This window comes from Acetatifactor sp. (assembly GCF_982438285.1).
This window is the reverse complement of the sequence record NZ_CEWDFQ010000358.1, coordinates 1-3,002: the sequence shown is the minus strand read 5'-3', so window position 1 is coordinate 3,002 and position 3,002 is coordinate 1. Positions and strand designations below refer to the sequence as shown.

Annotated in this window: 7 protein-coding genes; 1 reads left to right on the top strand and 6 read right to left on the bottom strand. The window is 42.0% G+C overall.

The genetic code is table 11. The features are described 5' to 3' along the window. Positions 1-189: hypothetical protein (locus tag AC1WIP_RS13820; RefSeq protein ID WP_481142374.1), on the bottom strand; the 189-nt coding region annotated here is incomplete at its 3' end. Between the two features lie 201 nt (positions 190-390). Here AC1WIP_RS13820 and AC1WIP_RS13815 point away from each other — a divergent pair. After that, entirely contained in the window at positions 391-858 is a 468-nt protein-coding gene (locus AC1WIP_RS13815) for a hypothetical protein (protein WP_481142373.1), read from the top strand. Between the two features lie 75 nt (positions 859-933). On the opposite strand, the gene AC1WIP_RS13810 is transcribed toward AC1WIP_RS13815, so the two are convergent. The 5 genes from AC1WIP_RS13810 to AC1WIP_RS13790 all read right to left on the bottom strand — a co-directional run. Beyond that, on the bottom strand, positions 934-1,224 hold the full coding sequence (locus AC1WIP_RS13810; protein ID WP_318704544.1) for a magnetosome magnetite crystal formation protein family: 291 nt from the start codon (positions 1,222-1,224) through the stop codon (positions 934-936). Positions 1,225-1,268: 44 nt separating this feature from the next. Continuing rightward, positions 1,269-1,685 (bottom strand): DUF2752 domain-containing protein, encoded by a 417-nt coding sequence (locus tag AC1WIP_RS13805; protein WP_318704543.1) that lies wholly within the window; start codon positions 1,683-1,685, stop codon positions 1,269-1,271. Between the two features lie 10 nt (positions 1,686-1,695). Next, complete coding sequence (locus AC1WIP_RS13800) at positions 1,696-2,085, bottom strand: hypothetical protein (RefSeq protein ID WP_481142372.1); 390 nt, start codon at positions 2,083-2,085, stop codon at positions 1,696-1,698. A gap of 33 nt (positions 2,086-2,118) precedes the next feature. After that, positions 2,119-2,523 carry a TM2 domain-containing protein gene (locus AC1WIP_RS13795; protein ID WP_318704541.1) on the bottom strand — a complete coding sequence of 135 codons (405 nt, stop codon included), beginning with the start codon at positions 2,521-2,523 and terminating at the stop codon, positions 2,119-2,121. Positions 2,524-2,807: 284 nt separating this feature from the next. Then, positions 2,808-3,002 (bottom strand): GGGtGRT protein (locus tag AC1WIP_RS13790; RefSeq protein WP_481142371.1); only part of this gene is annotated, 195 nt, incomplete at its 5' end.

Below are 3,002 nucleotides of genomic sequence, written 5' to 3'. Positions count from 1 at the left end.
ATACAAAATGTCTGTACCCGCCAGCACATAGTCCTTCTGCAGCTGCAGCATAATTTCCCTGTGCTCTAAAATCCACTTTTCAGGACATACGCCGGAAGGCATTCCTGCCTTTACCAAATTAGAGCCGGTAGCCCCATCCAGATAAACATATCTATTTTTACAAAAACTGAAAAATTGTTCTTTTGTCATAAGTGTCTCCGCTGCTGAAATAAAATGATGGTAAAAAATATCTTTTTTATTGTACCACAAGAAAGTTTTAATCGTAAAGGGCAGGATTTAACTTAATCCCATTGGGATTAAGTTAAATCCCAATGGAATAGTTGCTAAAATAGACAAAATGTGATAAATTTTTTATATTATTTATTTTATTCCGTACCGGAGGTTATTTTTATGAAAATAAAGCATATGTTTCCTATTCTGCTTGCCCTTGTGCTTCTCACTGGGTGTGGAAGGGACCCGGAATTGTCAAGGTTCAAGACAGAGGTAGATCAGTTTTGCACCAGTATTTCTGAGCTTGACACTTCCATTAACAATATAGACACTACATCTGAGGGATATACCACAGAGCTTCTTGGCTATCTGGATGAATTAGATGCAGAATTTCAGGAGTTTTCACAGGTGGACTTTCCGGAAGAATTCGATTATCTGGAGAGCCTGGCCGATGAAGCCGGTGAATATATGACAGAGGCAGTGAAAAGCTATCACGAAGCCTACAGCAACAACTCATACAATGAATATACTGCCGATTATGCACTGCAGAATTATTCCCGTGCATATAAAAGGATACAGATCATCATCTCTTTTCTCCACGGCGAAGAACCTGATGATGTGGATTTGACCATAGAATACAGCGAATAATCCTTCTTGCTTATAAATGTGCGCCGTAAAGCGCATATGAAAAATCAGCCCGCCAAATGCGGGCTGATTTTGCCATTACTTTAATATCTTGATTTTTCCTAACAGAGGAATTTCCTTTTCCTCTTCATTGATCGCTGCAATCAATCCCAGAATCCAGCATACCACAAGGAAAATGCCTGCAACGGCATATATAATCCAGCCAATCAGTGGAATACAGGAAATAATTCCAGAAATGATAAAGCCAAGATTCACTACCAGAGACTGATTCAAATGGAATTTTGCTCCCTCTTTGTCTCCTGCAAAATAAGCAACCAGCCAGCCTATAATCGTGAAATAAGACACGATTCCTGTCACTTTCTTATCCATATTTTCTCCTTTTGTAAAACCATTTCTCATGGTTTAAGCTGTTTTTATAAAGAAACATGGAACAGATGTAAAAGCAGATTTTTGATAATCCAATTTGCGGTCAAAAGAACAACCGCACCATACATATGCCAATTATGGAATCTCCAGCCCCGCACTTTTGCAAAATGTACACGCTCCAGGGTCTGCGTCAGCATAAAGCCTCCAAAAAGCACCACGGTATACGGCACAAGGGGATGATACCAGAAGGAAAGCAGCGGCTTTCCTTGCAGTAAGGCCCCAATCGCCCTGGTGCCGCCACATCCGGGGCAATAAATTCCCAAAACATGGTAAAAAAAGCACGGAAAAACCGACAGCTTCGGCATAATAAATTGAAAATATACAAAGATTCCCGCAATACCACCTATCAGGAGAAACCAGCCGGCAAAATAAAGCTGATCCTCCAATGTTTTTTGTTTCTTCATATACTTGATTTTAGTAGTAATATCCGTAATCGCTTAAAATTGACAGGCCAACCACGCCCAGAATCGTGATAACAAGAGCAATGACAATACCAACGATAGAGCAGATCAAGCCAGCCTTGGCCAAGCCTGTTTTGCCCTGCTTATTGGCAAATATTGCGCAGACAATTCCGGCAATACCAGGAACGATACCAATATATGCGCTGCAGCAGCCCAGTACAATTGCCAGAATACCCATAACAAGACTGATAATCGCAAGCACATTGGTCTGCTTAGGCGCCTGCTGAGGTGATGTAGGAGGAACCTGATACTGATTAAAAGAAGTATTGTCCTGATAGTTATTTACAGGTGTACCCTGCCCATTTTCTGTGTTCTGTCCGTTCTGAAAATTTTGTCCGTCCATCTTCTTCTCCTTTAATAAATTTAATAAAATTCATTATTCACTTAGCAGATTCCCCTGGGCGTCGGTATTGATCTTACCGGTAAGAATCATAATACCTTCGATCAGGCCCCAAATCCATATGCCCAGTACGAGGAATATGCCGATCACAATACAGCTTAATACACATCCCACCAGAGTGAGCACAAGCTGGGTCACTGCCTTCGCAGTATAGCCAAGATAGAAATTATGTACCCCAAAGCATCCTAAGAAAATGCCAAGCAGGCCAGCCGCCATCTTTGACTTGCTGCCGGAAGCCGCTGCAGTATTCGCAACCCTCACACCGCAGTTTAAGCAGACTTCTGCATTGGGTGCAACCGGCTTTCCGCAGTTTTGACAATAGTTTGATCCATGTCCCTTTGCCACGCCGCACTTTACACACATTACAGCTTCATCGGTCATATAAGGCTCTCCACAGTTCTTGCAAAAATACACTTGTCTACTCCTCCCTCCTTTAGTATTGTCAATGAGTAACTATGCAACGAATACTCATCATAGAACATTATACAGCATAATCCTTTGTTTTACTAGTAGAAAACGCATAATTATTATGAAAATCTTAAGTAATTTTGAATTTCACCGCAAAAAACCGCATCGGCTGTTTTTTTCATTATAATGAAGGCGCCGCAGTCCTTTAAACTGCGGCGCCTTCCAGGCTCTGTCACTTATAAATCAAAAAGAATGTCTTAGAATTTCCCAGCCTGTGCAGCCTCCTCGATGGAAACTGCTACTGCTACCGTCATGCCAACCATAGGATTGTTTCCGGCACCGATCAGTCCCATCATCTCAACATGGGCAGGCACCGAGGAGGAACCTGCAAACTGTGCATCAGAGTGCATACGTCCCATAGTATCTGTCATACCGTAGGAAGCAGGACCTGC

Bases quoted from the DNA above. Each gene is read 5' to 3' on its own strand.
- AC1WIP_RS13815 (WP_481142373.1), top strand. From the start codon at position 391: ATGAAAATAAAGCATATGTTTCCTATTCTGCTTGCCCTTGTGCTTCTC.
- AC1WIP_RS13810 (WP_318704544.1), bottom strand. From the start codon at position 1,224: ATGGATAAGAAAGTGACAGGAATCGTGTCTTATTTCACGATTATAGGC.
- AC1WIP_RS13800 (WP_481142372.1), bottom strand. From the start codon at position 2,085: ATGGACGGACAAAATTTTCAGAACGGACAGAACACAGAAAATGGGCAG.
- AC1WIP_RS13795 (WP_318704541.1), bottom strand. From the start codon at position 2,523: ATGACCGATGAAGCTGTAATGTGTGTAAAGTGCGGCGTGGCAAAGGGA.
- AC1WIP_RS13805 (WP_318704543.1), bottom strand. From the start codon at position 1,685: ATGAAGAAACAAAAAACATTGGAGGATCAGCTTTATTTTGCCGGCTGG.